At 58.7% G+C, this 26,402-nt stretch carries 25 protein-coding genes, 3 tRNA genes and 1 pseudogene; 22 read left to right on the top strand and 7 right to left on the bottom strand.

Annotated elements, in window-relative coordinates:
• Positions 1-41: 41 nt before the first annotated feature.
• The 16 genes and pseudogenes from rpsA (at position 42) to MQE22_RS08220 (ending at position 14,841) form a co-directional block, all read left to right on the top strand.
• A complete protein-coding gene (gene rpsA / locus MQE22_RS08295; protein ID WP_255789512.1) occupies positions 42-1,754 on the top strand; it encodes a 30S ribosomal protein S1 in 1,713 nt (570 codons plus the stop codon).
• 75 nt (positions 1,755-1,829) lie between these two features.
• Positions 1,830-2,126: an integration host factor subunit beta gene (locus MQE22_RS08290; protein WP_215871834.1), complete on the top strand. Its 297-nt coding sequence runs from the start codon at positions 1,830-1,832 to the stop codon at positions 2,124-2,126.
• A gap of 14 nt (positions 2,127-2,140) precedes the next feature.
• The gene (locus MQE22_RS08285; protein WP_215871833.1) at positions 2,141-3,286 is read left to right on the top strand and encodes a tetratricopeptide repeat protein; all 1,146 of its coding nucleotides are present in this window, start codon (positions 2,141-2,143) and stop codon (positions 3,284-3,286) included.
• Complete coding sequence (gene pyrF / locus MQE22_RS08280) at positions 3,283-3,981, top strand: orotidine-5'-phosphate decarboxylase (RefSeq protein ID WP_215871832.1); 699 nt, start codon at positions 3,283-3,285, stop codon at positions 3,979-3,981. The genes MQE22_RS08285 and pyrF overlap by 4 nt, the downstream gene beginning before the upstream one ends.
• 27 nt (positions 3,982-4,008) lie before the next feature.
• Complete coding sequence (gene pyrE, locus MQE22_RS08275; protein ID WP_226827308.1) at positions 4,009-4,614, top strand: orotate phosphoribosyltransferase; 606 nt, start codon at positions 4,009-4,011, stop codon at positions 4,612-4,614.
• A gap of 37 nt (positions 4,615-4,651) precedes the next feature.
• Complete coding sequence (tig, locus tag MQE22_RS08270; protein ID WP_255789511.1) at positions 4,652-5,968, top strand: trigger factor; 1,317 nt, start codon at positions 4,652-4,654, stop codon at positions 5,966-5,968.
• A 27-nt stretch (positions 5,969-5,995) separates the two neighbouring features.
• Positions 5,996-6,640: an ATP-dependent Clp endopeptidase proteolytic subunit ClpP gene (gene clpP / locus MQE22_RS08265; protein WP_303652381.1), complete on the top strand. Its 645-nt coding sequence runs from the start codon at positions 5,996-5,998 to the stop codon at positions 6,638-6,640.
• A 20-nt stretch (positions 6,641-6,660) separates the two neighbouring features.
• A complete protein-coding gene (clpX, locus tag MQE22_RS08260; protein WP_215871831.1) occupies positions 6,661-7,935 on the top strand; it encodes an ATP-dependent Clp protease ATP-binding subunit ClpX in 1,275 nt (424 codons plus the stop codon).
• A 124-nt stretch (positions 7,936-8,059) separates the two neighbouring features.
• On the top strand, positions 8,060-10,468 hold the full coding sequence (gene lon, locus MQE22_RS08255) for an endopeptidase La (RefSeq protein WP_215871830.1): 2,409 nt from the start codon (positions 8,060-8,062) through the stop codon (positions 10,466-10,468).
• 112 nt (positions 10,469-10,580) lie between these two features.
• Positions 10,581-10,877 (top strand): annotated as a pseudogene (locus tag MQE22_RS08250) (HU family DNA-binding protein); the annotation flags it as partial.
• An 11-nt stretch (positions 10,878-10,888) separates the two neighbouring features.
• Positions 10,889-10,964 (top strand) — tRNA-Val (locus MQE22_RS08245).
• Positions 10,965-10,974: 10 nt separating this feature from the next.
• Positions 10,975-11,051 (top strand) — tRNA-Asp (locus MQE22_RS08240).
• A 79-nt stretch (positions 11,052-11,130) separates the two neighbouring features.
• Positions 11,131-12,609 carry a peptidylprolyl isomerase gene (locus MQE22_RS08235; RefSeq protein ID WP_215871828.1) on the top strand — a complete coding sequence of 493 codons (1,479 nt, stop codon included), beginning with the start codon at positions 11,131-11,133 and terminating at the stop codon, positions 12,607-12,609.
• A gap of 57 nt (positions 12,610-12,666) precedes the next feature.
• Positions 12,667-13,476 carry a flagellar brake protein gene (locus MQE22_RS08230; RefSeq protein ID WP_215871827.1) on the top strand — a complete coding sequence of 270 codons (810 nt, stop codon included), beginning with the start codon at positions 12,667-12,669 and terminating at the stop codon, positions 13,474-13,476.
• A 23-nt stretch (positions 13,477-13,499) separates the two neighbouring features.
• Positions 13,500-14,558, top strand: coding sequence for a flagellar hook-length control protein FliK (gene fliK / locus MQE22_RS08225; RefSeq protein WP_215871826.1), 1,059 nt, complete (start codon positions 13,500-13,502; stop codon positions 14,556-14,558).
• On the top strand, positions 14,551-14,841 hold the full coding sequence (locus MQE22_RS08220; protein WP_215871825.1) for an EscU/YscU/HrcU family type III secretion system export apparatus switch protein: 291 nt from the start codon (positions 14,551-14,553) through the stop codon (positions 14,839-14,841). The genes fliK and MQE22_RS08220 overlap by 8 nt, the downstream gene beginning before the upstream one ends.
• 11 nt (positions 14,842-14,852) lie before the next feature.
• On the opposite strand, the gene MQE22_RS08215 is transcribed toward MQE22_RS08220, so the two are convergent.
• From MQE22_RS08215 to MQE22_RS08205, 3 genes are all read right to left on the bottom strand, one after another.
• Positions 14,853-15,410, bottom strand: a complete 558-nt coding sequence (locus tag MQE22_RS08215) for a DUF308 domain-containing protein (RefSeq protein WP_215871824.1) — start codon at positions 15,408-15,410, stop codon at positions 14,853-14,855.
• A 22-nt stretch (positions 15,411-15,432) separates the two neighbouring features.
• The gene (locus MQE22_RS08210; protein WP_215871823.1) at positions 15,433-15,945 is read right to left on the bottom strand and encodes an AAA family ATPase; all 513 of its coding nucleotides are present in this window, start codon (positions 15,943-15,945) and stop codon (positions 15,433-15,435) included.
• 132 nt (positions 15,946-16,077) lie between these two features.
• Positions 16,078-16,164: transfer RNA gene (locus MQE22_RS08205), tRNA-Leu, on the bottom strand.
• A gap of 38 nt (positions 16,165-16,202) precedes the next feature.
• On the opposite strand from MQE22_RS08205, the gene rnr reads away from it, so the two are divergent.
• Positions 16,203-18,437, top strand: coding sequence for a ribonuclease R (gene rnr, locus MQE22_RS08200; RefSeq protein WP_215871822.1), 2,235 nt, complete (start codon positions 16,203-16,205; stop codon positions 18,435-18,437).
• A 29-nt stretch (positions 18,438-18,466) separates the two neighbouring features.
• Here rnr and ppk2 read toward each other — a convergent pair whose 3' ends face one another.
• From ppk2 to MQE22_RS08185, 3 genes are read right to left on the bottom strand one after another with little or no spacing between them, the layout of a single operon-like run.
• Positions 18,467-19,240, bottom strand: a complete 774-nt coding sequence (gene ppk2 / locus MQE22_RS08195) for a polyphosphate kinase 2 (RefSeq protein ID WP_215871821.1) — start codon at positions 19,238-19,240, stop codon at positions 18,467-18,469.
• Between the two features lie 56 nt (positions 19,241-19,296).
• Positions 19,297-20,904: a GGDEF domain-containing protein gene (locus tag MQE22_RS08190; protein WP_215871820.1), complete on the bottom strand. Its 1,608-nt coding sequence runs from the start codon at positions 20,902-20,904 to the stop codon at positions 19,297-19,299.
• Positions 20,905-20,931: 27 nt separating this feature from the next.
• The gene (locus tag MQE22_RS08185; protein ID WP_215871819.1) at positions 20,932-21,837 is read right to left on the bottom strand and encodes a GGDEF domain-containing protein; all 906 of its coding nucleotides are present in this window, start codon (positions 21,835-21,837) and stop codon (positions 20,932-20,934) included.
• A 128-nt stretch (positions 21,838-21,965) separates the two neighbouring features.
• On the opposite strand from MQE22_RS08185, the gene MQE22_RS08180 reads away from it, so the two are divergent.
• From MQE22_RS08180 to MQE22_RS08160, 5 genes are all read left to right on the top strand, one after another.
• The gene (locus MQE22_RS08180; protein WP_215871818.1) at positions 21,966-22,376 is read left to right on the top strand and encodes a hypothetical protein; all 411 of its coding nucleotides are present in this window, start codon (positions 21,966-21,968) and stop codon (positions 22,374-22,376) included.
• A gap of 49 nt (positions 22,377-22,425) precedes the next feature.
• Complete coding sequence (locus MQE22_RS08175) at positions 22,426-22,926, top strand: flagellar basal body-associated FliL family protein (RefSeq protein WP_215871817.1); 501 nt, start codon at positions 22,426-22,428, stop codon at positions 22,924-22,926.
• 12 nt (positions 22,927-22,938) lie between these two features.
• Positions 22,939-23,799, top strand: a complete 861-nt coding sequence (gene motA / locus MQE22_RS08170; RefSeq protein ID WP_215871816.1) for a flagellar motor stator protein MotA — start codon at positions 22,939-22,941, stop codon at positions 23,797-23,799.
• Positions 23,800-23,802: 3 nt separating this feature from the next.
• The gene (gene motB, locus MQE22_RS08165) at positions 23,803-24,735 is read left to right on the top strand and encodes a flagellar motor protein MotB (protein WP_215871815.1); all 933 of its coding nucleotides are present in this window, start codon (positions 23,803-23,805) and stop codon (positions 24,733-24,735) included.
• A 104-nt stretch (positions 24,736-24,839) separates the two neighbouring features.
• Positions 24,840-25,550: a hypothetical protein gene (locus MQE22_RS08160; protein WP_215871814.1), complete on the top strand. Its 711-nt coding sequence runs from the start codon at positions 24,840-24,842 to the stop codon at positions 25,548-25,550.
• A 15-nt stretch (positions 25,551-25,565) separates the two neighbouring features.
• Here MQE22_RS08160 and MQE22_RS08155 read toward each other — a convergent pair whose 3' ends face one another.
• Positions 25,566-26,402 (bottom strand): hypothetical protein, encoded by an 837-nt coding sequence (locus tag MQE22_RS08155; protein ID WP_215871813.1) that lies wholly within the window; start codon positions 26,400-26,402, stop codon positions 25,566-25,568.

Genomic DNA, 26,402 nt, shown 5'->3' with positions numbered 1-26,402 from the left:
CGGGGCAGAGCAGCGCTCCATCACGAGGTTTAGCGAATTTTATGACCACCCTACACAGTGAAGTGCAGTCCGAACCCAGTTTTGCCGAACTCTTTGCCGAGAGTGAAAGCTCCCAGGGCCTCAAGCCCGGTGACCTGCTCGTCGGTACCGTGACCCGGGTCGACAACGACATCGTCATGGTCGATGTCGGGCTCAAATCCGAAGGACCCATTCCCGCCGAGCAGTTTCGCAATGCCGAAGGCGCCTTGGAAGTCCAGGTTGGTGACCAGGTGGAGGTCTGTCTGGAGTCCGTCGAAGATGGCATGGGTGAAACCCGTCTGTCGCGCGAGAAGGCGCGGCGCGCCAAGACCTGGGAAGAGCTCGAGGCGGCCTTTGCCGACAATGCGGTGGTCAAGGGCTTCCTCACCGGCAAGGTGAAGGGCGGCTTTACCGTCAGCATCGACGGTGTGCGCGCCTTCCTTCCCGGCTCCTTGGTGGACGTGCGTCCGGTGCGCGATGTTGCCTATCTGGAAGGCAAAGAGCTGGAGATGAAGATCATCAAGCTCGATCGCAAGCGCAACAACGTCGTCGTTTCGCGGCGTGCGGTGGTCGAGCAGGAGCAGAGTGCCGAGCGCGGCCAGCTGCTGGAAAGCATTCAGGAGGGCGCGATCCTGCAAGGTGTGGTCAAGAATCTTACCGACTATGGTGCCTTCATCGATCTGGGTGGCATCGACGGGCTGCTGCATATCACCGACATGGGCTGGCGTCGCGTCAAGCATCCCAGCGAAGTGGTCAACGCCGGTGACGAGGTCAAAGTCATTGTCCTCAAGTTCGACCGCGAGCGTGGCCGCATCTCCCTGGGCATGAAGCAGTTGGGTGCCGATCCCTGGCAGGACATCGCCCGTCGCTACCCCGAACACACCCGTATTTTTGGCAAGGTCACCAACATCACCGACTATGGTGCGTTTGTCGAAATCGAGGACGGCGTCGAGGGCCTGGTGCACGTCTCCGAGATCGACTGGACCAACAAGAACGTCAATCCGGCCAAGGCGCTGCATCTGGGCCAGGAAGTGGAGGTCATGGTACTCGATATCGACGAAGATCGTCGCCGTATCTCCCTGGGCATCAAACAATGTCTCCCCAATCCGTGGGAAGACTTTTCCGACAACTTCCAGAAGGGCGACCGGGTATCCGGGCAGATCAAGAGCATTACCGACTTCGGCGTGTTCATTGGTCTGGACGGTGGCATTGACGGTCTCATCCATCTCTCCGACCTGTCCTGGGATCGTCCCGGCGAAGAGGCCGTTCGCGACTTCAAGAAAGGCGACTCGGTGGATGCCGTGGTGCTCAGTATCGATCCCGAGCGGGAGCGTATCAGCCTGGGCATCAAGCAGCTCGAAAACGATCCATTCCTTCAGTTTGTGGCGGCCAATGACAAGGGCGAGATGCTCGACGGCGAAGTCATTAGCGTCGACGGTAAGGGGGTCCTGGTGCGTCTGGCGGAAGGGGTCGAAGGATTTCTCCCCACGCGCGAGATCGCCAAGGGTACGCAGCTGCAAGAGGGAAGCCCGGTGCGCGTCGCGATCGCCGTGGTGGACCGGAAAAATCGCAGCTTGACCTTGGGCAGCAAGGCGCGCGAAGCAGTACACAGCCAATCTTCGGAAGACCAGGCAGCCCTGGTACAGCAGTATGCGCGCAGCGCCGCCACCGGCACCACGAGCCTCGGCGACCTGATCAAGGAGCAGCTCAAGCGCAAGCAGGAAGAAGAGGGCTGAGTTCGCCCTCTGGGTGGCCATCGACCTGCCGTGTTCGATGGCCTGCTTCTTTCCTGCAGATTGGGAGGATTGCCAATGACAAAGTCAGAATTGATCAAATATATCAGTGCGAAACACCCACTGTTGCCGCCGCGGGATATTGAAAATGCCACTCGCCACATTCTCGAATATCTGAGCGACGCCTTGCAGCAGGATGAACGGATCGAGATCCGGGGCTTCGGAAGCTTTTCCCTGCATATTCGTCCGGAGAAGGTGGGGCGCAATCCTCGCACTGGCGAATCGGTACGAGTGCCGGAAAAACGGGTGCCGCATTTCAAGGCCGGCAAGGAGTTGCGTGAGCAGGTCGACTACGCCCCTGCGTCCGTAAGTTAGTTGTCGCCGCTGCCATGGGTACGCTGACCCTGGCCCTGTTTCTGCTGCTTCCAATCGCCTTTTTGGCAGGTTGGTGGGTTTCCGCCCGTCGTGTCCGTCGCCCGACGCCAGTTCCATTGCCGCGTGCCTATGTGCAGGGTTTGGGGCACCTTCTTGGCGAACGCAACGACGAGGCGGTCAAAACCTTCCTCGACGCCCTGCGCCGCTACCCGGAGAGTTCCGAGCTGCTGCTGGCCCTGGGGCGCATGTTCCGACGTCGCGGTGAGCTCGAACGCGCGCTCAGCGTGCATCAACATCTGCTCGATCAGCAAGAGCTGGACCTTGTCGGCAAGCAGGAAGTGCTGCTGGAAATGGCCCGCGACTATCTCAAGGCCGGAATTCTCAATCGTGCTGAGGCGATTTTGGTGGATTTGTTGCGCAAGGACGGTGACTCGTTGCCGGCGCGCGAACTCCTGGCGGAGGTCTATGAGTTGGGCGGCGACTGGGAGCAGGCCATACGCACGCGGCGAGCATTGCGTGAGCGTGGCCAGACGGGACAGAACCGGATTATCGCCTTGCTCTACTGTGAGCTTGCGGAAGAGGGGTTGCGCCGCAAGGAAGCCATTGAAACCTATCTGAGCGAAGCGGAACGGGCAGATGCGCAGTGTCCCCGGCTCGTCCTGCTGCGTGGTCGTATTGCCCATGGGCAGCGTGATTGGGAAGTTGCGGCGCGCCATTGGTCGACGCTGTTGCAGCCTGACCGATTCGCGGTCTTGGCGCAGATTCTGGTACCGTATCTGGAAACCCTGCGCAACTGCGAAGCGTCGCTGGATTGCCGCGCCTGGCGCGCGCAATTGCTGACTCTGGCAGACAGTGCCTCTCTCCTGCTGCCGCGGCTTGTGGAGGCTGTCCGTCAGGTGGAAGGAGACGCAAAAGTTATCGCGTTACTGCAGGATAAGCTGCGTAACGGCGATGATCGGGTCGTCCTGCAACTCTATCTGCGCGCCGGCGGCGATGCTGCCGCCGTCGTACCGCAAATGCAGCGGGCAATTGCGGAATTGCCCCTTGCCGACGGGCTCTTTCACTGCCAGCAGTGTGGCTACCAGACCGCAGAATTTTATTGGCGCTGCCCCAGCTGTCGCCATTGGGACACCTTTCGCAGCGGAGGACTGGCAGCATGACCCCACTCATCGTAGCTCTCGATTTTCCGGACGCTCCATCGGCCCTCGCTTTGGCCGATCGTCTTGACCCGCAACAATGCCGGGTAAAGGTCGGCAAGGAGCTGTTTACCCGCGCCGGCCCGGCAGTGGTGGAAAATCTGCAGGCGCGCGGCTTTCAGGTATTTTTGGATCTGAAGTTTCATGACATCCCGGCAACTGTTGCCGGCGCCTGTCGGGCGGCAGCCGAGCTGGGCGTATGGATGCTCAATGTGCATGCCAGCGGCGGGCGGGCAATGCTCGAAGCGGCGCGGGAGGCCGTGTCCGTCAGTGCTGCGCCGCCGCTGCTGATTGCCGTTACTGTCCTCACCAGTCTGGATGCTGCTGATCTGGAAGAGATTGGTTGCCACAGCAAGCCCGCCGAACAGGTGCGACGGCTCGCCGCACTGAGCGCGGAGACCGGGCTCGCCGGTGTTGTATGCTCTGCCCAGGAGGCTGGGCAATTGCGGCAGGAGCTGCCGGCTTTGCTACGCGTTACACCGGGAATTCGTCCCGCGGGCTTTGCCCGGGACGACCAGCGGCGTGTCCTCACCCCCGCTGCGGCCCTGGCCCAAGGCGCCGATTACCTGGTGATCGGAAGACCGATTACGGCCGCCCCCGATCCCGGTGCCGTCGTCGCCGCGATCGTTGCCGATATGGCCGCGGCGAGTGTACGGTAGGCCCGTTCCATTGTGGAGAAACGATAAATGGTGAAGCCAATGCTCAATCCCGATCAACTTGTCGCCCTGTATGAGCAGGACGGCGCCCTCCTGCACGGTCACTTTTTGCTTTCCTCGGGTTTGCACAGCGATACCTATCTGCAATCGGCTCGGGTTTTGCAGCATCCCGAGCACGCTGCCCAGGTCGCCGAGGCGATGGTCGCCGGTATCCCCGCGGCATTGCGTGCACAGATCACCGCGGTTGTCGGTCCGGCCATGGGCGCGGTCATCGTTGCCCATGAGTGCGGACGGGCCCTGGGGGTGCGCGCCTTCTTTACCGAGCGGGAGGGCGGACAGATGAGCCTGCGGCGTGGCTTTGCCCTCGATCCCGGCGAACGGGTGCTGGTGGTCGAAGACATTACCACTACCGGTGGCTCCACCCGCGAATGCATCGCCGTGGTGCAGTCCGGTGGGGGAAAAGTACTGGCAGTATCGGCAATCATCGACCGTAGCAGTGGGGGCATTCCGGATTTCGACGGAGTGCCGTATTATCCGCTGCTTCGTTTGCCCGTGCAGACCTGGGAGGCGGCCAACTGTCCCCTCTGTGCCGCGGGTTCACCGGCAGTCAAGCCCGGGAGCCGCGGCTTGCGTTGAAGTTGAGCAAATTCGGTCAAGGTCTTAGGATGGTCCTATGACCATGGAAACACAGCAGAGAAAGGATCAAGTCATGGAGTTGAGTACCCCAGCCGATGCGCCGTTGCAGCGGCATATGCGTTTTACGGTGCCTGCCGCCGATGTCGAAGCACATTACAAGGAATCCCTGCGCCACAAGGCGAAACATGCCCGCTTGCCGGGGTTTCGCCCGGGCAAGGTACCGATGCCGGTGGTCGAGCGCCAGTTTGGACGTGATGCCCTGCTCGAGGCCTTCGACGAGTTGATCAACGAACAGTATGCCAATGCCCTGCGCAGCCACGAACTGCGCCCGGTAGCGCGGCCTGAGGTCAACGTCGAGCAGGGGGCGCCGGGACAGGACCTGATCTTTACCGCGGTGGTCGAAGTCTATCCAGAGTTTACCCCGCAGACGCCTAGCGCCTCGCTGACGCGCAATGTCGTGGAAATTACCGACGAGGACGTCGAACGCACGCTCACCGTCATGCGCCAGCAGCGCCAGGACTACGTCTCGGTGCAACGGGCAGCGCAGGCCCAGGATCGCGTGCTGATCGATTTTGTCGGCAAGATCGATGGCGAACCCTTTGCTGGCGGAACCATGGATGATTATCCGGTTCTCATCGGCGCGGGGCGTCTTTTGCCGGAGATGGAAAATGCCTTGATTGGGATGTCTGCAGGAGAGGAAAAGCAGGTTGCCGTCCCCTTCCCGGCAGAGTATCCAGTGGCCGAACTGGCTGGCAAAATGGCGGATTTTCTGGTGCGGGTGAAGGACATTGCCGAGCCACGACTGCCTGAGCTGGACAGCGAGTTCGCGCGCTCCCTGGGTATCGAGGATGGCGACGTTACGACTCTGCAGGAAGAAGTGCGTGCCAATCTCCAGCGCGAAGCCGAGCGACTCAGCCGTCAGCAGCTCAAGGCAGGACTGATGCAGGAAGTGCTGGCCGCCAACGTAATCGAAGTACCCAAGGCGTTGCTTGAGCAAGAGGCGGAGCGGCAAAAGCAGGGTCGAGAGGGTGAACTCAGTGCGGAGCAGGTTGCCGAAGTGGAAAAGCGCGTGCGCTTGGGTCTTATCCTCTCCGAATTGGCTCGCCAGCAGCAACTGCGTGCAGCAAGCGCAAAGATGGAGCAGGCCCTGGCGGAAATGGCCGAGCAGTACGAAGACCCGCGTGAGTTCATGGCCTGGTATCGCAAGGATCAAGAACGGATGGAAAATCTGGAATCGATGGTCCTGGAGGATGCGGTAGTGGACTGGCTGCTGGAGCGTGTTACAGTGGAAGAACAGAAGATCGGGTTTCAGGACCTGATTGGTGGTCGCGCTGGCACAGGCAGTGAGGGCTGAAGCAGGATAACCTGGAGGGCAGTGGTGATGAAGCGGATATTGCAGGACGAAAATATGCTGGAAACGCGGGCTCTGGGGTATGTTCCCATGGTTATCGAGCAGACCGGACGTGGCGAGCGCGCCTTTGATATCTACTCCCGCCTGCTCAAGGAGCGAGTCATTTTCCTGGTCGGCCCGGTGGAAGACATGATGGCCAATCTGGTAGTGGCCCAGCTCCTGTTTCTGGAAGCGGAAAATCCGGAAAAGGATATCGCCCTCTATATCAACAGCCCGGGGGGTTCGGTGACGGCAGGGCTGGCCATTTACGATACCATGCAATTCATCCGACCCGCTGTCAGTACGGTTTGCGTGGGGCAGGCGGCCAGTATGGGGGCAGTGCTTCTCGCCGCAGGGGCCGCTGGCAAGCGCTACGCCCTTCCCAATGCACGGATCATGCTGCACCAACCTTCGGGCGGCTTTCAGGGGGTGGCGCACGATATTGACATCCACGCCAAAGAGATTTTGCGGATTCGCGAGCGTCTGAACGAGATCCTGGTGCATCACACCGGTCAGGACAAAGAACGGATCGAGCGAGATCTCGATCGAGATTTCTTCATGTCTGCCAATGAAGCAAAAGAGTATTGTTTGGTTGATGCCGTCATCACCCATCGCGGTGATGACGAGAGTGCCTGAAGACAGGCAGGAGTGTAGCGATGTCTGGAAAAAACGAGAGCAGTGGTGACAAGAACCTCTGTTGTTCCTTTTGTGGCAAAACGCAACACGAAGTACGCAAGCTGATTGCCGGACCCAACGTCTTCATCTGCGACGAATGTATTGAGCTTTGTAATGATATCGTCAAGGATGAATCCTTGGACGAAACTGCCAGCGACAAGGAGCAGAAGCTTCCCAAGCCGATGGAGATTCGTCAGACCCTGGACGATTATGTCATTGGTCAGGACGTCGCCAAAAAGGTCCTGTCGGTGGCAGTGTACAACCATTACAAACGCCTTGAACATGGCGGGTCGGGTAGCGATGTGGAGCTCGACAAGAGCAATATTCTGCTCATCGGCCCCACCGGTTCGGGTAAGACGCTGCTGGCGCAGACCCTTGCGCGCCTGCTCAATGTCCCCTTCGCCATGGCCGACGCCACGACCCTGACCGAGGCCGGTTATGTCGGTGAAGATGTCGAGAACATCATCCAGAAGCTGCTGCAGAAGTGCGACTACGACGTTGAGAAGGCGCAGACGGGCATCGTTTATATCGATGAAATCGACAAGATTTCCCGCAAGTCCGAAAATCCCTCCATCACCCGTGATGTGTCGGGGGAGGGAGTGCAGCAGGCCCTGCTCAAATTGATCGAAGGCACGGTCGCCTCGGTGCCGCCGCAGGGTGGCCGCAAGCACCCGCAGCAGGAGTTTTTGCAGGTCGATACCCGCAATATCCTCTTCATTTGTGGAGGTGCCTTTGCCGGCCTGGAAAAGGCCGTCGCCAGCCGTCTGGAGAAGGGCGGTATTGGCTTTGGGGCCAAGATCAAGAAAGGTAAGGAAAACTTGGCCACGGCGACGATGATGGAAAATCTCGAACCCGAGGATCTGGTGCGTTATGGACTCATCCCGGAGTTTGTCGGTCGCCTGCCCATCCTCGCCCTGCTCGAAGAACTGGACGAAGATGCCTTGGTGACGATCCTTACCGAGCCCAAGAATGCCCTCGTCAAGCAGTATCAAAAGCTCTTTGCCCTGGAGGGCATCCAGCTCGAGATCCGCCCCGAGGCCCTGCGCGCCATTGCCAAGAAGGCCCTCACCCGCAAGACTGGTGCGCGTGGACTGCGCTCGATTCTCGAGCATATTTTGCTCGATACCATGTACGAGCTACCCTCCATGTCGGGTATCAAAAAGGTCGTGATCGATGCCGGGGTCGTCGAAAATGGCAACCAGCCGCTGCTGGTTTACGATGAAGCGGCCAAGGTGGATGCTTCTCACCCTGCCTGAACCTTCCTGATCCGACGCTGTTGAAAACGACAGCGTCGGCCCCCATTTCCTCCTTCCATGGGGAGAGTTTTTCTTCCCCGCTACCCTGGAGTGAAGCGTGGCTGAATCCAAAACGAGTTCTCTCATGAGCGAAGAATCCCTCATCGTCCCCGTCCTGCCCCTGCGCGACGTGGTGGTGTTTCCCTTTATGGTCATCCCTCTCTTTGTCGGACGGCCAAAATCCATCCGCGCCCTGGAGGACGCCATGGCCGGCGACAAGCAGATCCTGCTCGTTGCCCAGCGCAATGCCGCCGATGACGATCCCGAGCCGGAGCGGATCTTCCGCATGGGAACGGTCGCGACCATCCTGCAACTGCTGAAGTTGCCGGATGGCACGGTGAAGGTGCTGGTGGAAGGTACCGACCGGGCCCGTATCCAGGCCTTTCTGCCGGCCGAAGAGACCCTGCGCGCGCAGATTGCCGTGGTGCGTTCCGGTACCGCCAATGACCGCGAGCTGGAGGCCTTGGTTCGTTCGGTGCAGGCGCAGTTCGAGGCCTACGTCAAACTCAACAAGAAGATCCCGCCCGAGATCCTGCAAACCCTCGCGAGCATCGACGACCCGGCGCGCCTGGCCGATACCGTGGCCGCCCATCTCAACCTCAAGCTCGAGGAAAAACAGGAAATCCTGGAAAAGGCCGAGACCCGCGCGCGGCTCGAACATCTGCTCGGCATGATGGAGTCTGAGATCGATCTGTTGCAGGTGGAAAAGCGGATTCGCGGTCGCGTCAAGCGGCAGATGGAAAAGAGCCAGCGCGAGTACTATCTCAACGAGCAGATGAAGGCCATTCAAAAGGAGCTGGGGGATCTGTCGGAGGAGGGCGGCAACGAGGCCGACGAGCTGGCACGCAAGATTCAGAAGGCCGGCATGCCTAAAGACGTGCGTGCCAAGGCCGACGCAGAGCTGAAAAAGCTGCGCATGATGAGTCCGATGTCGGCGGAAGCCACCGTGGTGCGCAACTACATCGACTGGCTCGTTGCCGTGCCGTGGAAGAAGCGCAGCAAGATGACCCAGGACCTGGCCCATGCCAAGGAGATTCTGGATGCCGACCACTACGGCCTGGAAGACGTGAAAGAGCGGATCCTGGAATATCTCGCAGTGCAGCAGCGGGTCGGCAACAGCCATGGTCCGATCCTCTGTCTGGTGGGCCCGCCAGGGGTGGGTAAGACCAGTCTCGGCCGTTCCATCGCGCAAGCGACGGGGCGCAAATTCGTGCGCATGTCTCTCGGCGGCGTTCGCGATGAAGCGGAAATCCGCGGGCATCGCCGCACCTACATCGGCGCCTTGCCTGGCAAAATCGTGCAGAGCCTGTCCAAGGTGGGTACCCGCAACCCGCTGATGTTGCTCGACGAAGTCGACAAGATGGCCATGGATTTTCGCGGCGATCCGGCCTCGGCCCTGCTCGAAGTCCTCGATCCGGAGCAGAACAACACCTTCAACGATCATTACCTGGAGGTGGATTTCAATCTGTCCGAGGTCATGTTCGTCACCACTGCCAATACCCTCAATATCCCGGCACCGCTGATGGATCGTATGGAGGTGATTCGCATCTCGGGGTATACCGAAGACGAGAAAATCCACATCGCCAATCAGTACCTGCTGCCCAAGCAGATTGAGAAGGCCGGTTTGCAGAAGGACGAAATCCAGATCTCGACGGCCGTGATTCGGGATATCATCCGTCATTACACCCGCGAAGCTGGGGTGCGGAATCTCGAACGGGAACTGGCACGCCTTTGCCGCAAAGTGGTCAAGGAGCTGCTCCTCGACAAAAAGCGCCGCAAGATACAGATCAGCGAGCGCAATCTCGACAAGTATCTCGGCGTACAGCGCTTCGATTTTGGCAAGGCCGAGAAAGAGAATCGCATCGGCGAAGTCACTGGTCTGGCCTGGACAGAGGTGGGTGGCGAACTGCTCAGCATTGAAGCGGTGGTGGTCCCCGGACGGGGTAAGTTGCTGATCACCGGCAAGCTGGGCGACGTCATGCAGGAGTCGATCCAGGCAGCGATGAGCGTGGTGCGCGCCCGTTCCGGTATTCTCGGTATTGCCCCGGATTTCTATCAGAACCGGGATGTGCATATTCACGTGCCGGAAGGCGCCACCCCCAAGGATGGTCCAAGTGCTGGTATCGGTATGGTCACAGCCCTGGTTTCGGCGCTGACCGGTATCCCGGTGCACGCCAGTGTGGCGATGACCGGTGAAATTACCTTGCGTGGCGAAGTGCTGCCGATTGGTGGATTGAAAGAAAAGCTGTTGGCAGCACATCGCGGTGGCATCAGCACCGTGCTGATCCCGGCAGAGAATGAAAAGGATCTGCAGGATATTCCCAAAAACGTGCGCGATGCCCTGACCATCAAACCGGTGCGCTGGATAGACGAGGTCTTTGCCATTGCCCTGGAACGGATGCCAGAACCGGTACCGGCCAATGAAGAGGGCGCCGTGGCGGCGGCTGCCGTTCCGGTCGAGGAAGGCACTGGCAAACGTGGTGCGGCGCACTGAAACTAATTGCCGCCCCAGAATAAATCTGGGGCGGTTTATTTTTGCGGCTGTTCTTGACAGCGCTTTTTTTGTCCTGCTATAAAACTCTGGCCTTAATCGTCAAGCCTTACAGTACACACTCAGGAGACAGGGAAATATGAACAAATCCGAATTGGTCGAAAAAATTGCAGAAGAAGCCGACGTATCCCGCGCTGCAGCCAGCCGCACTCTCGATGCAGCGATCAAGGTCGTTACCGAGGCACTGCAAGCCGGTGACCAGGTAACCTTGGTCGGGTTTGGTTCCTTTGTGGTTGCTGAGCGTGAGGCACGCAAGGGTCGTAACCCTGCCACGGGAGCAGAGATCATGATCCCTGCCAGCCGCTCGCCCAAGTTCAAGGCTGGAAAAGCGCTTCGGGATGCAGTAAACTAGGTCTTCTGGTCGGGCGGTTAGCTCAGTTGGTAGAGCGTCGGCTTTACACGCCGAATGTCGGGGGTTCGAGCCCCTCACCGCCCACCAAAGCCCTTGTGGGGTGGTAGTTCAGTTGGTCAGAATGCCGGCCTGTCACGCCGGAGGTCGCGGGTTCGAGCCCCGTCCACCCCGCCACAACGCAGGCGATCCCGATGGGGTCGCCTTTTTTTATGTCTCGGTGCTTACGGATAGTCCACACCTTTGAGGTTTTTCTATGCTTGATGTCTTTCGCAGTCTGGCCCAATCCTGGGTGGCAAAAATCGGGATGCTCGTCATTGGTTTGTCTTTTATCCTTTGGGGCGTAAGCGGCTACCTATTCAACCAAGGCGATGCCACCGAGGTGGTCGCCAAAGTGGACGGCGAAAAGATCAGCAGTAGCCTCTTTCAACACCGTCTGCAACAGGCGAAAGAGCAGTACGCCCATGTTTTTGGCAGTGACACGGCTAGCAAAGTGACCAAGACCCCAGCTTTCGCGCAGCAGGTTCTCGATAGCATGATCGACGATCTGCTGCTGGCGCACCAGGCGAGCAAACTGCATCTGCAGGTACCGGATAGCGCCCTGAGCGCAAAGATCGTTGCCATGCCGGTTTTTGCAGAAAACGGGAAGTTTTCCCGAACCCGTTATGATCAACTCCTCAAAGAAAATGGTCTGACTCCCGCGCAGTTCGAGGCTCAATTGCGCCAGGGGATGCTGCTGGAGCAATTACAGGCCCTGCCCCAGATCCTCGCCAGTGCCTCGCCCCAGGAGGCGCAACAAGTCTGGCAGTGGTCCCAGGAATACCGCGATGTCTCCGTATTGACCCTGCATAATGCGCAATTCATTGCCCAGGTGCATCCCAGTGCCGCAGAGATCGACCAGTATTACCAGGCCCATAAGGCAGAATTCCAGCAGCCCGCGCAAATGCAGGTACAGTACCTCGTTCTGGGGAAGAAGGACTTTGCCGACGAGCTGCAGTTCGAAGCACAGATCGACAACTTTAAAAATCTCTTATTCAGTAGCCCAAATCTCCAGGCCGTGGCCAAGCAGTACCATCTGACGCCAGAGCAGAGCGGCCTTCTCGAGGAGGGAAAAGCTGGTACCGGAGTATTCGCTGAACCGGCAGCCGTCAAGCTGGCCTTCAGTGCGGCGGTGCGCGCCGGCAAGAACAGCAGCGCCTTGCGACTTGCCAACGGCGATTTGCTGGCATTGCACCTGATGCATTACCAGCCTGCCCAGACACGGAGCCTGCAGGCAGTGGAAACGCAAGTCCGCAGTGCAGTGCTCCAGCAGCAGGCGGCCAAGATGCGTCTGGTAGAAGCCAAGCAATTGCTGGCAACGGCACGCAAGGAGCAGAGTATTGCTTCCTGGCAAAAGGAATATTCCGCAGAGCTCGTGCATTATCCCGAAATCTCCCGCCGGGAAGCGCATGGCCTGTTATCGCCGTTGCTCCAGAAAATATTCCTGGCAGCGGCCCCTGCCAGCGGCAAGGTCACTGTGGGATCGCTGGAAGATACCTCTGCAAGCACCTTGTACGCGGTTGCCGGGGTGGTCCTGCCCAGTCCCGATTTGCTCAATCCCTCGGTGCGTGATGAAATTCAGAAGTCCCTGGCGGAGCAACGGCTGCGACTGCTGAGTCGAGCCTACCTGCAGGCCCTGCGCGATCAGGGAAAGGTAAAGATCTATCAAAGTAATCTACAACAGGCAATTGGATGATCGTCACGGAAATTTGCAGAAAGTAGCCGTTCATCCGTAGAGGGGGAGGGGAGCGGGGTGTCGGAGAGTCTCGAGAATCTGCAGCACAAGCTGTTCAGCGAAGAGTACCAGATTGGGGCGGGAAGCAAGGCGCTACAGATAATCGAGCGCATTACCCGTGAACACCTTTTCTGTACCCTATTCTTTGCAGAGCGTGATCGTAGTTACACCTCCATGCTGCTTCCCAATGCCGACTCTGGCAGCCTGGTATTGGATCTTCCTCTCGACCTGCCGACGCAAATTCAGTCGGGGACCCCGGTAGTGCTGCTGGCGCGTATTGATGGCGTGATCACCGGCTTTCGTTCAAATCTGCGCGAACGAAGCCCGGAGGAACTGGTCCTGGATTTTCCCGAGGCCCTCTATCAGATGCAGCGGCGGCAGCTCTATCGGGTGCCGCCGGCAGTCGGCGATCCCGATCAGGTAATGATCTCCCGCCAAGGAGCTGAAACGTTTTTGGGCACAATGCAGGACATCAGTGTGGGCGGTATGCGTGCCCTGTTTCGACCGGCGCCGCGAGATTTTCCCGTGCAGGCAGGAGAGCACTTTCCTGACGTCCGCTTTCAGCTGCGCGGCGGCAATGAGCTATCGCTGTCAGCGATCGCCCGCTTTACTGATCTGCACAGTCAGCGTGGCGATGCCCTGGTGATTGGTCTGGAGTTTCAAGACATGTCCGCCGCGATCCGAGAAGGCATCGCGCAATATGTTCAAAGCCGCGATCGCGAAATTCTCAAGGCCCTGGGCATTGGTCTCGGTGGTGGGAGAGCCAGCGGAACCGCTGAGCAACCGGCGGGTCTGGGGCGCAAGCTACGTCGCTGGTGGCGGGGTTGAGCGGGTGACCATGAGGGGTGTCAATGTCCGCTGATCTGCCCCGAGTTCTGAATGCCCTGCGTCCCGTGCAGGGCCGCGCCCTGCCGGACGGCGGTAGTGCGGATCGAGGCTTTTCGGCGCATACTGCAGCCGGTACCCTGTTGACCGGGCAAATCATTGGTCAATCTGGTGAGTTGAGTCTGGTTCGCATTCGTGGCCAGGATTTTCTGATGCAGCTCCCGCAACGCTGGCCAACGGCACTGCGGGAGCTCTCCCTGGTGTACCTGGGTGGACAGGAGGAAGCCAAGTTTCTCCTGCTGCAGCCCCAGGGCGCATCTTCCTCCGCGGCAACCAGTCTATCGCCTCTTCTCCGAACGCTGTTCGCGGCGGCGCCGGCATCCGCCCCAGCAACCCTCGCCTTGGGCGGCGTCAATTCTGGCGGACAAATCCTGGCTTCGTCTCTCGCCGCTTCTCTGCAGAGCGGCGTGGAGAGCAGCGGAATGTTTTATGAAAGTCATCTGCAAGCCTGGGCGCAGGGAAATTATCCTTCGCAACGCTTGCTCCAGGAGCCGCAGGGAAAATTGAGCCCATTGCTCCATAGCGATATGGCGAACGGTGGGGCCGAAGCCTTGTCCTCGCTCAGTCCTGCCCCGTTTCGTTTGGCGCAGGCGCAACAGGCGCTGGGGGTCTACGCGCAAGTGGCGGCCCAGGGTTCTTCTGCCTTTACCGTGCCAGCGGCGCTGCATACCGTGCTGCAGCAGCAGGGGCAGGTGCTGATGCAGCAGCAATTGCTCTGGAACGTGGCGGTGTGGCCGGGGCAAAACGCTATTTGGACGGTACGCCGTCGCCACGAGGATGCCCAGGATGGCAAAGCGCTTGCCGTGGAAGAGCGGAGCTCTTGGGAGAGCCGGCTGGAAATGGATCTTCCCTCCTTGGGGCACCTTGACGCACGCATGCGCCTGCGGGGCGACAAGCTGAGCTTACGGATGCAAGTGTCATCACAGATTCTGAAGAGTCTACACGCCAAACTCGAAGAATTGCGCTCGGCGCTGGAACTGCTGGGATTGCAGGCAAATATCCGCCTCGAAGCGGAAAATGGCTGAAACGATCGACCCAAAGCGCAAAAAAGCTGCCGCAGCGCTCCGCTATCAGACCGGTGATGCGGCGCCGACCCTGGTGGCCAAGGGGCAAGGACTGATTGCCGAGCAGATCATCGCCGCCGCAGAATCTGCAGGGATCTATGTGCACCACTCGCAGGAATTGGTCAGCTTATTGATGCAATTGGATCTGGATCAACAGATTCCACCAAAATTATACCAAGCGGTGGCGGAATTATTGGCGTGGGTGTATCGCTTGGAGCAGGATCATTCCGCTCGCTCCAGATAGGAGCACCGTGTTTATCCGCCGTTTCCTTTCAGGAGCCGACCGAGCAGCAGCAAGGCAATGCCATCGAAGATCAGGTTGATGCCCACAAAAATGCCCACCAAAACCAGCGAGCCTCGGGGCCAGGTGAGGAGAAACAACAGGGCGATCAAGACATCGACGATGCCACTGAAGATGAACCAAGGGCGGCCTAGCCCCCCGGAGCGTTGATGCGCGGTAAAATTCCGGTAGGCATCCAACAGAAAATAGAGAATGAACAGCAGGCCGAGGCTGGCAATCCCCGCGGCCGGTTCCCAGACGATGATGAGACCGGTGATGAGTAGGAGCAGGGGCCGTAGCCAGTCGGAGAAATGCCGCTGACTATCGCCGTAGAGGTGTACGGACCAGAACACTCCGCCCAGAATCAGGATGGCGGCGACAAGCCCAACGGTAAGGGTGGAGAGAAATACCGGGCTAATGAGGCCAATGATGCCCACCACGATGAGAAGGACGGCGACTGGGCGGGCAAATTTTCCCAGGCGTTTCTGCTCTGCCTCGATGATCGTGGAGAGGTCTGGTGGTCTGAGGTTCATACTGGACTCCGCTGGCGATGATTTACGCCTTCAGCTTAGCACAGCTGGTTTCTGCCGCCTCCAACGCTTGCCAGTAGGCATCTTGAGGCTGAAGCCGCTGGATCTGCTCGCGCAAGACTGCAGCCCCCACCGGATAAGAGCGGCTCTGGTCTTTGCGAATCAGTTCGACCAAAGGCTGAGCGGGAAAATATTGCAATGCCATTTCGCGCACTCCCATCTCGCACAGAAGGCTTGCCTCACGCGTCAACTGCTCGGGATCAATGTGGGTATCGGCCAGAACCAGCACATCTGCGCTCAACAGATCATGTAGCCGCTCCACCCATTGCTTCTGAATTTCGCTTTCTTGCCCAACATCCCAGTCCGTCCAGGAGAATGCCGTGTCATGACTCTTGCCATATTGTTCGCGGCGCAGTTGGTCGCGTTCGAGGATTGCGATTTGCAGATGGGGAAAGCGCTTGCCAAGATCCTGTGCCCAGGTTGATTTGCCCGAGGCGCTGGTTCCTACCGTAAAAAGTACTAAAATTTCCGGATTCATCGATGGTTTCTTTGTAGGTGATTGCCCGGACTGCAACCTGCAGACGCATGGACAAAAGGCTCGCCTTCAGGGATAGTAAGGCAAGTCAGCTTGCAAACATTGAATGAAATGACCAAAAAAATTCTAGGAGAGTGGTACCGAGGACTGGATTCGAACCAGCACAAGCTTTCGCTCACTAGGACCTGAACCTAGCGCGTCTACCAATTCCGCCACCTCGGCAATAGCGCGCATCATCTACCAACAAGGAGTTTTTGTCAATGCCGGAGCAAGAGTCGCCCAGCCTGTCCCTGCCAGATCGGGATCCCATGTACGAGCGGGAAAAAGAAAAATATGAGCGTCCCATCGTCAGTCGCGAGTTTATTCTGAGTTACCTGGAGGGATTGGGGCATCCCGCCCGATTGGAAGATCTCATCGAAGACCTGGAGGTTGCGGAGGAGGATCAGGAGGCGCTACGGCGGCGCCTGCGCGCCATGGAGCGTGATGGCCAGGTACTGCGCAACCGGCGTGGGGCCTATGGGCTCGCGGAAGCGATGGAGCTGATCCGCGGGTCCGTGATCGCCCACCCCGATGGCTTCGGGTTTCTCTCGCGCGACGATGGCGGCAAGGATCTGTTTCTCTCCCCCCGGGAGATGCGCAAGGTGTTCCATGGTGATCTTATTCTCGGTCGGGTGATTGGTGAGGATCGGCGCGGGCGCCTCGAGGGTGCCGTCGTGCGCGTACTCGAACATGCCCTGACCCAGGTGGTGGGACGCTACCATGCGGAGGGAGAAAGCCGTTACGTGCTGCCGGAAGACCGCCGGCTCAGCCAGGAATTCGTGGTAACCGGCGCCGGAGAGCTGGCGCCGGTGCATGGCCAGATTGTTGTGCTGCAGATTGAAACCTATCCCGACGGGCGCAATCTCCCCGAGGGACGCATCGTTGAGATCCTTGGCGAACATATGGCCCCGGGTATGGAGGTCGAGATCGCGGTGCGCAGCTACGGTCTACCGTTCCAGTGGCCAGTGGCAGTCGAGCAGGAGGCCGCCACCATTGCGCCGGAGGTCCCGGAAGAAAAGAAGCAGGGGCGCTACGACGTGCGCGACCTGCCGCTGGTGACGATCGATGGGGCTGACGCCAAAGATTTTGACGACGCCGTGTACGCGGAGCGGATGGGGGAGAGCGGATTCCGCCTCTTTGTGGCCATTGCCGATGTGGCGAGTTATGTACAACCGGGGTCGGCTCTCGACCAGGAGGCGCGGCGGCGGGGCAATTCGGTCTATTTCCCGCGCCGCGTCATTCCCATGCTCCCCGAAGTGCTCTCCAATGGCCTGTGTTCCCTAAACCCGCAGGTAGATCGCCTGTGCATGCTCTGTGAGATGGAAATCGCCGACAATGGAGAGGTGCAGCGTTTTCGCTTTGCGCGTGCGGTGATGCGCTCCCAGCGGCGCTTTACCTACGATGAAGTGGCGCAGCTCCTGGCTGGCGAGATGCCCGCCGAAGGGGCAGATGCCGCCCTGCTTCCCCATCTGCAGACCTTGCACGCGCTCTATACTGCGTTGGCAAAGGCACGGGAAGAACGTGGTACCATCGAGTTCGACAGTCAGGAGAGCCGGATTCTCTACAATGAGCAGGGGCGGATCGAGGCCATCGTACCGTTACAGCGTAACGTCGCGCATCGCATGATCGAAGAGTGTATGCTCGCCGCCAACGTCTGTGCGGCGCAGTATTTCCGCATTCATCAATTTCCCATGCTGTATCGGGTACATCCAGAACCAAATGCCGACAAGATCGAAGATCTGCGCCGCTTTCTGGGCGAGTTGGGCGTCCCGGTACGCCTGCCGGTACGTCCACGCAGTGCGGATCTGGCGCAGATCATCGAGGCCACCCGCGAGCGTGCCGATGCCACCCTGATCCAGACCATCATCCTGCGCAGTCTGTCGCAGGCGTTCTATACCGTGGATACCAGCCTGCATTTTGGTCTGGCCTATCCCGCCTATACGCACTTTACCTCGCCCATTCGCCGCTATCCCGACCTGCTGATCCATCGCGGCATTCAGGAAATGCTGGATGCCGCAGCGGCTGGACGCCCGGTCCGAACCCCTGCGCTGGCGGAGCTGAAAGAGCTGGGACAGCACTGCTCGATGACCGAGCGCCGTGCCGACGAGGCCTCCCGCGAGGCCGTGCAATGGCTCAAATGCGAATTCATGCTCGATAAAGTTGGCAATGAATATTCGGCCATCATCACCGGCGTCACGGGCTTTGGCCTCTTTGTTGCGTTGCGGGAGGCCTACGTGGAGGGGCTGGTACACATCAGTACCCTGGGTGCCGACTACTACCATTTCGATGCCAAACATTATCGCATCGTCGGCGAACGCAGCGGAGAAGTCTTTCAGCTGGGGGAGGAGCTGCGCGTGCGCCTGGTGCAGGTGAATCTGGACGAGCGCAAGATCGAGTTCGAGCGTGTGCTGGCTGAGGGCGAGGAAGGAGCGGGGCGCCGTCGTCGGCGCGCTTGACGCCGACCACGGCAGTGTTGTGCCCCAGACTATGGGGCGATGCCGCCCTTTTCCAGATAGCTCGGGTCGTAGTCAAAAATGACATTGCGATCCGGGCTGACCAGTTCCACATCCTTGCCGTCGTAATCCAGACGCAACAGGATTTCCTTTATGATCTGTAGGCGCGCCACTTTCTTATCGTCGGCGCGGACGATGGTCCAGGGGCAGAGGGTGCCGTGGCTGCGCGCAAACATCTCGTTGCGCGCCTTGGAATAGTCCTTCCAATGTTTGACCGCCTGTTGATCGATGGGGCTGGTTTTCCATTGTTTCAGTGGATCATCTTCCCGGGCTGCCAGGCGGGCCTTCTGTTCTTTGCGGGTGATGTCCAGATAGAACTTGCGCAGGTGGATGCCGGAGCGCATCAGCATACCCTCCAGTTCGCCAACTTCCTGAAAAAATTCTTCCAGCTGCTTTTCCGTACAGAACCCCATGACCCGTTCGACGCCAGCGCGGTTGTACCAACTGCGATTGAAAAGCACGAATTCCGCTGCCGCCGGCAGGTGTGCGATGTAGCGTTGAAAATACCATTCCGTCTGCTCGCGGTCCGACGGCTTGGGTAAGGCGACGACGCGGGTTTCCCGTGGACTCAGGTGCTCGGTGATACGCTTTATGCTGCCGTCCTTGCCCGCGCCATCGCGTCCTTCGAGAAGGATCAGGATCTTGTCGCCGCGCTGGATGATATGCCGTTGCAGCTTGACGAGTTCGATTTGCAGCAGCCGTAGTTCTTCTTTGTAATGCTGGGAATTCTCTGCCTTCTTGTTCATTTTCTGTTCCTCGGATGCGCCTGTCTCATTATTTGTAGGGCGCGGGGAGGGTGGCGTCAAGTAGATGTTGTTCGATCCGACTGTACAGAACTGGGCGCTGGCTGGCCTTGGCTGCGATAAATCCGCTGGCGTCCATCCCGTTTTGCCCGATACAGGGCCTGATCGGCGTCAGCAAGGGCCGTCTCCAAGCTGGTGGCGGGGCTCCACCCCACTACCCCGGCGCTGAAACTTACTATGATTCCCTGCTGTTTGCCGGTCAGTAGCGGCTGCGCGTGCAGGGAAGTTTGCAGGCGCTGCAAAATCTGTATGGCGGTATCGGGATCGGCTCCGGGCATGAGAATGACAAATTCCTCCCCGCCATAGCGCGCAATGGCATCTTCAGCACGCAGGCTCTGGCGCAGGAGTCGGGAAAAATGGCGCAGAACTTCGTCGCCGGTTTCGTGACCATAGTGATCGTTGATTTTTTTGAAATAATCGAGATCCAGCAGGGCAATGCTCAGGACCCCATTCTGCCGTGCCAATCGCGCTGATTCCCGCTCGAAGGCCAGATGCAGTCCGCGACGATTGAGGAGGTGGGTCAGGGGGTCTTCATGCACCAGGAGATTGAGTTGGGAGATCTCTTCCTCCATGTCCTGCACTCGGCTGCGGGCAGTCTCCAACTGTACACGCGCCTCGCGCAGCGCAGTACGGGATTCGCGCAGCATGTCCTGTAAACCGCGACTGCGCTCGACCAGGTGGCCCACCAGCTGGCGAATTTGCGTCGGATCTTCACTCTGCTCTATCTCCGAGCTCAGGCGCACAAATTCCGTATAGGTTTCAGTGCTTCCTTCACTCAGGTTTTCGATATACTGAAAAACGAGTTGCAACAGCTCTTCCAGGGTCTTATCCACGTCGTTGACGAGTTCCCGGCGCTGTTCCTGCCGGTAGAGCAGTTCGCTCAAGCCGGAAAGCAGTTCCTGGGCGCGGCGAGCGCTTTCGGGGGGCGCGTCGAATTCCTTGCCGAGGCTTCTGAGTTGTTCGCCAAACCAGGGAGTTTTGGTAAACGATTCGGCGCTGGAGGAAAATAGCAAGCGCAAGGCGCGGCGATAGATATCCTGAATTTGTTCTTTTTCTCTCTCCTTCTCTTCCAGAAGATGCCAGAGGTTTCGCAGCAATTGGACAAGATCTTCGGCAGGTGTGGCTGTATCGCCTACCAGCCTGTCGACGGCCTCGATGATGGCCTGCCCTTGGTCATCATTTTCCAACGGAATGGCAAAGCCGGAACGCAGTCCACGAAACCAGATCTGTGGCATGGTGACGGAGCTGTCACCGCTTTCCTCGTCGCAGGCGCTGCCGCGCGTCGGCAGGGCTCGCCAGCGCGCGACGAGTTTCGCCATGGCTGCGAAGATTTCTGCGCTGTCCCGCGCTTTTGCCAGAAGCGTGTGGCGCTGCTGGAGCTTCTGTATATGAGCGAGCCCAGCCTGGCTACGGTCCCACTCCTGAAGAAAATTGCCAAGGGTTTCCCGCCAATCAGCCGGTAATGCACTCTTGGGCGTGAACCCTTCTTCAGCGCCAAATAATTTGTGGTAAACGAGTCGATAGTTTTCGGGATCGGCGGAAAGATTTTCTTGCAGCAGGGTCTTCAGGACGGAAAGGCCAACCTCTTTCGGATCGAGTTCGGTCATGAGTTACCAGCCGCGCAGCAGAGAGAATCAGCGGGATGATACGGCGGGTTGCTGCTTTTCGGAAGCCCTTGCAAAGCCTAATCTTGCCCTGCCACGCCCCTCTGCTTTGGCCGCGTAGAGTGCTGCGTCGGCAGCAGCGAGGGCAGTTTCGTGGGAGCTGTCTGCCGTCAGGGCGGCAATGCCGACAGAAATGCTCAATCCAAAGGAGCTGCCATCGTCAAAATATTGGCGACTTGCAAGCAGGCGTTCGCAGAGTCGATTAGCCATCCGCAGCGCGCAGGATTCTGTCATCCCCGGCAGAATCAGGATGAATTCCTCGCCGCCAAAGCGGTACACGCCGTCGTACGGGCGCAGGGAGCTGTGCAGAAAGTCAGCCAATACTCTCAAGGCCTGGTCCCCGGCGAGGTGACCATACTGGTCGTTGAAGGCCTTGAAATGATCGAGATCGACGATCGCGACGCAGGCGGCTGCACCGCGGTGCACCATCGATTGCTGGCGCAGGAGATCCTGCGCCAGTCGCCGGCGGTTGGGCAGGCCCGTCAGCGCATCCGCTTCACTTTGCGCTCGCTGACGTTGCAGTAATGCATTCCAGCAGTCGTTTTGAAAGTGAGACACCCTTTGCAGGAGTGTCCGGTCGCAGAAGTCCAGTCGGTTTTTTGACGAAGTATCGGCGCGCAGCTCATGTAACAGGGCATGACATGCCTGTTGGAGCGAGGACCAGGTTCTCCGATCTTCCGCCCGCAGGATTGGCTCTGGATCATGCAAAGCCCGCAAGAGCTTCTGCTCCGCCGCCCGCGTGTCGGTCTGGTCGAGCCACGCAGACCAATAGACATTCCAGACGTTGATGAGCCGATCCAATGCGGCAAGAACAATGTCCTGACCCTCATCGCGTAGCTGCGGGGACTTCGGTTTTTGCCAAGAGCGCTTTTCCATGAGATTTCCCTTCACCGTTGCTATGGGTCCACAAGCACAAGTCGTACCACCTTTGTCACGAAGGAATTCAAGAAATTCTCCAGGTGTGTCGCTATTCAACTCAATGGCTGACTTCCGCGAGGTGAGGCGTGCTGAACCATTTGCAAGCAGGTGAGAGGTATGAGGGTGCCGGCGAAATCGGCAGCAGAAATAATGATGCCTTACCGCTATTCATCTTTGGCGTTGAGCAGAGTTTGCGACGGGTGCGCACGCGTGCCGGTTGTGCGGTAGCCCTGGAGCCCTGGCCCGAACTCGCCCATGCCGAGCGGATCGTGCAGCATCAGCTCCTGCAATTACCGGAAAACTGGACCAGAGAGCGGCAAAGTCTTGCCGATCGACTATGTAGATTGCTGTTATTGCGTTTTGCCCATACCCGTATTTTTGCGGATACCTCCGCGTTGGAGCAGTGCCCGGCAATTCTTCTGGCGCTTTCTCGGGTATGGTGGGGGGAGGGCATGGCTGTGCGCGGCCAGGACGCGGAGGCGCTTTCGCTGGGTTAGCGGAAGGGGACTGGTTGGGGCTTTTTTACGACAGGGATCGATACGGAAGATGGCAGGAAAAGAAAAATCGGGCAAGAGAAAGATCATGTTGCTGGCGGTCATTGCCGTCCTGTTGCTGCTGATTGCCGCTGGCGGCGCCTGGTGGTTTCTGCTGCGCTCGACTGCGGCGCCAAGCAAGGCCCAACTGCAGGAGCAGCGTGCTCAGCAAACCAAGTTCATCGACCTGGGGGAGCTGGTAACCAATCTGCAAAGTACGGATGGGGGTACACACTATATCCAGGTAAAAGTCGAGCTCAAGACCTATGACGCCGATCTGGAGAAAAAAATTCAGACCTATCTGCCAGAGATCAGGAATCAGGTATTACAACTGCTTGCGGCACAACAGGCGGACAAGGTCAGCGATCCTGCGGTAAGAGGTCAACTACTGGACAAGATCAAAGCCGATGTCAACCAGATTCTGCAAACCGATGGTGGTGCGTTGTCCGCTCCGGTAAACAGTAAGAATCCGCCCATCGTGGCTGCCTATTTCAGTAGTTTTGTCGTCCAATAGGCGGGGAAAAGCATGTTTCTTATCATTGGGTATGTGATTGCGCTCGGCGCCATCTTTGGCGGCTTCATGGCCGAAGGCGGCAAACTCGCAGCGCTCATCCAGCCGTTTGAGGCACTGATGATCATTGGCGGCGCGTTTGGTGCCTTTTTTGCCTCCACTTTTCCCAGAAGTTTCAAGGCAGTTCTCAAGACGTTACCGATGGCGCTCAAAGGCAGCAAATACACTCGCGCTGCCTACATGGAATTGCTGAGCCTCCTCAACGAAATCTTTGGGCGCATTCGCCAAGGCGGACTGATGTCCATCGAGGCAGATGTCGATGACCCGCAGAACAGCGAATTGTTCAAGAAATATCCAACGATTTTGGCAGATCATCATGTGTTGGAATTCCTTACGGACTATCTGCGGCTGATGGTGGGTGGCACCCTTGGCGCCTTCGAGATGGAAAATCTCATGGACGTGGAGATCGATACCCACCATCGGGAACTGGAAGTCCCTATCCATGCCCTGACCCGAGCGGCGGACGGCATGCCGGCCTTCGGTATCGTGGCGGCGGTGATGGGGGTGGTCAATGTGATGAGCTCGGTCGACAAACCGCCCGCGGTGCTGGGGGAACTGATTGCCGCCGCCTTGGTAGGCACCTTTCTCGGCATTCTGCTGGGCTACGCCGTGGTGTCGCCAATTGCGGCGCGCATGGAAGATCGCGCGGCGGAAAGCAGCAAAATGCTGGAGACCATCAAGGTCTCGTTGCTGGCGACCATGAATGCCTATCCGCCGCAGGTCGCCGTGGAGTTTGGGCGGAAAGTCCTCTATTCCACCGAGCGTCCAAGCTTTCAAGAGCTCGATGCGCATCTGCGCGAGATGAAGGGCAAGTAAGCGATGGCAGAGGGAAAAAAAGACCAGCCGATCGTCATCAAGCGGATCAAAAAGGGAGGGGGCAGCCACGGTGGGGCGTGGAAAATTGCCTACGCGGACTTTATCACCGCCCTCATGGCCTTCTTCCTGTTGATGTGGTTGCTGGGATCCACCACCAAGGCGACGCTGCAGGGGATTGCGAACTGGTTCAAGAACCCGGAGCGAGTCTCGCTCATGGGCGGGCCGGGGACCGGGTCGTCCAATTCCATACTGAATGGTGGCGGCAGTAATCTGAACAAGACGGTTGGCGAGGTGCAGCGTGGTGAGAAACAGCAGGTGTTACCCAGCCCACAGCCGCCGGGGGCCGAGGCGCAGGCGATCGATCGGCATAATCTGGCGCACCTGCAACAGGAACTGGAGGCACAGATCCGCGAGAATCCCGCCTTGGCTGCATTTCGCAAACAACTGCTAATCAATATCACGCCCGAGGGCTTACGCATCCAGGTGGTGGATAGCGCCAAGAGACCCATGTTCCCCAATGGCAGTACCGATCTGGAGCCCTATGCGCGTGCAATTTTTGAGGCCATCGCGCCCACCCTCAACACCCTTCCGAACCGGGTCAGCATCACCGGACATACGGATGCCTTGCAGTATCTCAATGGGGGCAGAGGGTACAGCAATTTCAATTTATCCGCAGGGCGGGCCAACGCGGTACGGCAAGTCATGGTGCAGCATGGTCTGGCGGAGGCCAAAATTCTGCGGGTGATGGGGATGGGATCGGCAGTGCTGTTTGACCGTCAGAATCCCGACTCGCCGCTCAATCGTCGCGTAACCATTGTGGTGTTGAGCAACACGGCAGCCGATCGCATCATCAAAAACCAGCAGGCGGTGATGAATGTGAGTGCGCCTTCCTCGGCAAACGATGCGCTGCGCAGCGTCGCCGCGGCTCGTTCCTGATTCTCCATTCTCCGATTTTGTTTCCTGTGATACTGTCCCGATAAATCATCGGCAGTGGTCAGGAAGAAATCCGGATGGTAGAGCCAGCGCAAGGGAGAAGATCGATGACAGGTGAGCCTGATTCTCAGGGGGGTGTCCTGGTCGATGATGCAATAGTCGAATATCTGCTGTATTTGCGCGAGAGTGGCGGGGCGATTGCCCTGAGCGACTTGCGTCGAGGAATGCATGGGATTGGTCGAGTGGTACGGCTCTCTTCGCGGGGCGTAACGATTGCCTGCGAAAATTTCTGTAGCGCGCATGCTAAGCTCCTTGTCGCCCACTATGAGCCGCGACGCTCGGTTCATTTTCTCCTGCAGGAAGGCAAGGAAGAGGAACCGGGCCTTTGGCTTTTCCCCTACCCAAGCAGCATTCAGATCCGTCAGGAGCGCAAGCATCTGCGCTATACCGTCAGCAGTCCCGTTCTCGCGACCTGGTATGATCTGCAGGGGAAGGAACTGGTTTCCGGCGATGTCGTCGATATCGGCCTTGGCGGGTTTCTGGCCAGCATTTATGTGTCGAGTGAACACGCTCCAGATGCCAGGACTGGTAAGGAGGGTGATCGCGGCCAGATCGTCCTGCGTCGCAATGACTCCCAGCAATGGAAAGGGCAGGCGGAGCTGCGGCGGCGGGTCCTGCTCGATCCTCCCGCAGATGGGAAAAAAGCGGCAGGCGCTGCCGAATTTGTCTTGCTGGGCTTTGCCTTCCAGTTTAGCAATCCGCAAGCAATGAATGAGCTGACCGAGTTTTTTCAGGGGGTCCTTGGGCCGGTCGCCTAAAAGGGGGGGCGGGGATCAGTTCTGCACGCTGGGGACGGCGTGTGCCTTGGGAACGCGCCGACGCTGGGCCTGCCGCTGTTTGGGTAAGCCGAAGCTTTCCTTGGCAAAACACCAGCCAAAGAGTCCTACCCAGAGCAGAAGCATGACCGATAAGGCAGCGACAAGGGCCGCCGCCGCGGCCTGCTGGAGAATATGGGCGAGATAGCTGATCCCTGCTTGGAGGAGCAGGCTGGCGAGCAGAAAGACCAGCCAGATCCGTACATTGCGTAATACCGCCAGAAAGCCGGCGAGGAGGGCGAGATAGCCCTGCCGTACCAGCCCCAGTACGACGGCACCCACCGAAAGCATCAAAAATACATTGCCGAGCAGGGTTTGCGCATTCCCCAGACTGTTGCTGAGAAGATTCTTCAGCCACAACGGCAGCCTTGCCCAGCCGCCCGAGTGTAAGGTCTTCAGCGTGGCTGCCGAAGAAATATGGTCATGGGCCAGAATTCCCTGCAGGTAATGGTGCAGCGACCAAAGTACCAACAAAATGACAAAGACCAGCAGCGCGAGGACCAGCCCCAGACGAAGCAGGGGCAGCCAGGGCAGATCGCGAAAGGCAAGCAGCAGGTCCGGTATCTGCCAGCCTCCCAGTTCCACGGTCATGGCGGTGGCGAAGATGAGGGCAGTTTCCAGACCGGCAAAGGGAATGGTCAGGATCAGTGGCTGGTGACTGAGGTTGATCAGCATCAACAAGCCCGAAAGGAAAATGAAAGCGACGGGCGCCTCCCTTTGCAACGCCCAGGACTCCCGGATCCAGCGCCTGAACCAGCCCGGTGGCACGGAATGTGGCTGCAGGGTCGAAGCCAA

The organism is Acidithiobacillus sp. YTS05, from assembly GCF_024396695.1.
Lineage (GTDB): Bacteria > Pseudomonadota > Gammaproteobacteria > Acidithiobacillales > Acidithiobacillaceae > Igneacidithiobacillus > Igneacidithiobacillus copahuensis.
This window is presented reverse-complemented; position numbering and strand designations above follow the sequence as displayed.

Coding starts and splice junctions, on each gene's coding strand:
- rpsA (WP_255789512.1), top strand. CDS start 42: ATGACCACCCTACACAGTGAAGTGCAGTCCGAACCCAGTTTTGCCGAA.
- MQE22_RS08290 (WP_215871834.1), top strand. CDS start 1,830: ATGACAAAGTCAGAATTGATCAAATATATCAGTGCGAAACACCCACTG.
- MQE22_RS08285 (WP_215871833.1), top strand. CDS start 2,141: ATGGGTACGCTGACCCTGGCCCTGTTTCTGCTGCTTCCAATCGCCTTT.
- pyrF (WP_215871832.1), top strand. CDS start 3,283: ATGACCCCACTCATCGTAGCTCTCGATTTTCCGGACGCTCCATCGGCC.
- pyrE (WP_226827308.1), top strand. CDS start 4,009: ATGGTGAAGCCAATGCTCAATCCCGATCAACTTGTCGCCCTGTATGAG.
- tig (WP_255789511.1), top strand. CDS start 4,652: ATGACCATGGAAACACAGCAGAGAAAGGATCAAGTCATGGAGTTGAGT.
- clpP (WP_303652381.1), top strand. CDS start 5,996: ATGAAGCGGATATTGCAGGACGAAAATATGCTGGAAACGCGGGCTCTG.
- clpX (WP_215871831.1), top strand. CDS start 6,661: ATGTCTGGAAAAAACGAGAGCAGTGGTGACAAGAACCTCTGTTGTTCC.
- lon (WP_215871830.1), top strand. CDS start 8,060: ATGAGCGAAGAATCCCTCATCGTCCCCGTCCTGCCCCTGCGCGACGTG.
- MQE22_RS08235 (WP_215871828.1), top strand. CDS start 11,131: ATGCTTGATGTCTTTCGCAGTCTGGCCCAATCCTGGGTGGCAAAAATC.
- fliK (WP_215871826.1), top strand. CDS start 13,500: ATGTCCGCTGATCTGCCCCGAGTTCTGAATGCCCTGCGTCCCGTGCAG.
- MQE22_RS08220 (WP_215871825.1), top strand. CDS start 14,551: ATGGCTGAAACGATCGACCCAAAGCGCAAAAAAGCTGCCGCAGCGCTC.
- MQE22_RS08215 (WP_215871824.1), bottom strand. CDS start 15,410: ATGAACCTCAGACCACCAGACCTCTCCACGATCATCGAGGCAGAGCAG.
- MQE22_RS08210 (WP_215871823.1), bottom strand. CDS start 15,945: ATGAATCCGGAAATTTTAGTACTTTTTACGGTAGGAACCAGCGCCTCG.
- rnr (WP_215871822.1), top strand. CDS start 16,203: ATGCCGGAGCAAGAGTCGCCCAGCCTGTCCCTGCCAGATCGGGATCCC.
- ppk2 (WP_215871821.1), bottom strand. CDS start 19,240: ATGAACAAGAAGGCAGAGAATTCCCAGCATTACAAAGAAGAACTACGG.
- MQE22_RS08190 (WP_215871820.1), bottom strand. CDS start 20,904: ATGACCGAACTCGATCCGAAAGAGGTTGGCCTTTCCGTCCTGAAGACC.
- MQE22_RS08185 (WP_215871819.1), bottom strand. CDS start 21,837: ATGGAAAAGCGCTCTTGGCAAAAACCGAAGTCCCCGCAGCTACGCGAT.
- MQE22_RS08175 (WP_215871817.1), top strand. CDS start 22,426: ATGGCAGGAAAAGAAAAATCGGGCAAGAGAAAGATCATGTTGCTGGCG.
- motA (WP_215871816.1), top strand. CDS start 22,939: ATGTTTCTTATCATTGGGTATGTGATTGCGCTCGGCGCCATCTTTGGC.
- motB (WP_215871815.1), top strand. CDS start 23,803: ATGGCAGAGGGAAAAAAAGACCAGCCGATCGTCATCAAGCGGATCAAA.
- MQE22_RS08160 (WP_215871814.1), top strand. CDS start 24,840: ATGACAGGTGAGCCTGATTCTCAGGGGGGTGTCCTGGTCGATGATGCA.